Source organism: Photobacterium piscicola (assembly GCF_900166965.1).
Classification (GTDB): domain Bacteria; phylum Pseudomonadota; class Gammaproteobacteria; order Enterobacterales; family Vibrionaceae; genus Photobacterium; species Photobacterium piscicola.
On sequence record NZ_FUZI01000043.1, the window covers coordinates 1 to 1081 of the forward strand.

Annotated in this window: 2 rRNA genes; both read left to right on the plus strand. The window is 49.2% G+C overall.

Going from position 1 to position 1081, the window contains the following annotated elements:
• A 23S ribosomal RNA gene (locus CZ809_RS20760) occupies positions 1 to 701 on the plus strand; the annotation flags it as partial.
• A 137-nt stretch (positions 702 to 838) separates the two neighbouring features.
• A 5S ribosomal RNA gene (gene rrf / locus CZ809_RS20765) occupies positions 839 to 954 on the plus strand.
• The last annotated feature ends 127 nt before the right edge of the window (positions 955 to 1081 follow it).

The following is a 1081-nucleotide window of genomic DNA, read 5'->3' on the forward strand; positions in this document are numbered from 1 at the left end:
GACCCCTTATCGGGGTTACGGACAGTGCCTGGTGGGTAGTTTGACTGGGGCGGTCTCCTCCCAAAGAGTAACGGAGGAGCACGAAGGTGGGCTAATCACGGTCGGACATCGTGAGGTTAGTGCAATGGCATAAGCCCGCTTGACTGCGAGAATGACAATTCGAGCAGGTGCGAAAGCAGGTCATAGTGATCCGGTGGTTCTGAATGGAAGGGCCATCGCTCAACGGATAAAAGGTACTCCGGGGATAACAGGCTGATACCGCCCAAGAGTTCATATCGACGGCGGTGTTTGGCACCTCGATGTCGGCTCATCACATCCTGGGGCTGAAGTCGGTCCCAAGGGTATGGCTGTTCGCCATTTAAAGTGGTACGCGAGCTGGGTTTAGAACGTCGTGAGACAGTTCGGTCCCTATCTGCCGTGGGCGTTGGATGATTGAGAGGGGCTGCTCCTAGTACGAGAGGACCGGAGTGGACGAACCGCTGGTGTTCGGGTTGTATCGCCAGATGCATTGCCCGGTAGCTAAGTTCGGAATCGATAACCGCTGAAAGCATCTAAGCGGGAAGCGAGCCTCAAGATGAGTCATCCCTAGACCTTTAAGGTCTCTAAAGGGTTGTTGAAGACTACAACGTTGATAGGTCAGGTGTGTAAGTGCTGCGAGGCATTGAGCTAACTGATACTAATTGCCCGTGAGGCTTAACCATACAACACCCAAGGGGTTTTCCTTCTCATAAGAGAAGAGACGGACTCTGCAAACACTTGAATGCGTGTTGAGAACAACTAGTTAGATTTTCCCAGATTGCTATTTATTGTCATAAGACAATAAATAAACCAGAATTTGCTTGGCGACCATAGCGTTATGGACCCACCTGATCCCATGCCGAACTCAGTAGTGAAACGTAATAGCGCCGATGGTAGTGTGGGGTCTCCCCATGTGAGAGTAGGACATCGCCAGGCTCAAATTTATGAAAGCCCGTTCAATGAACGGGCTTTTATTTCGCTCTTACTGATTGTAATGTGAGCGACGTCAACAGAAAGTTTTTACTTTTTAATCGATTGATAAAAAAGAATAAAATTTTGTCTT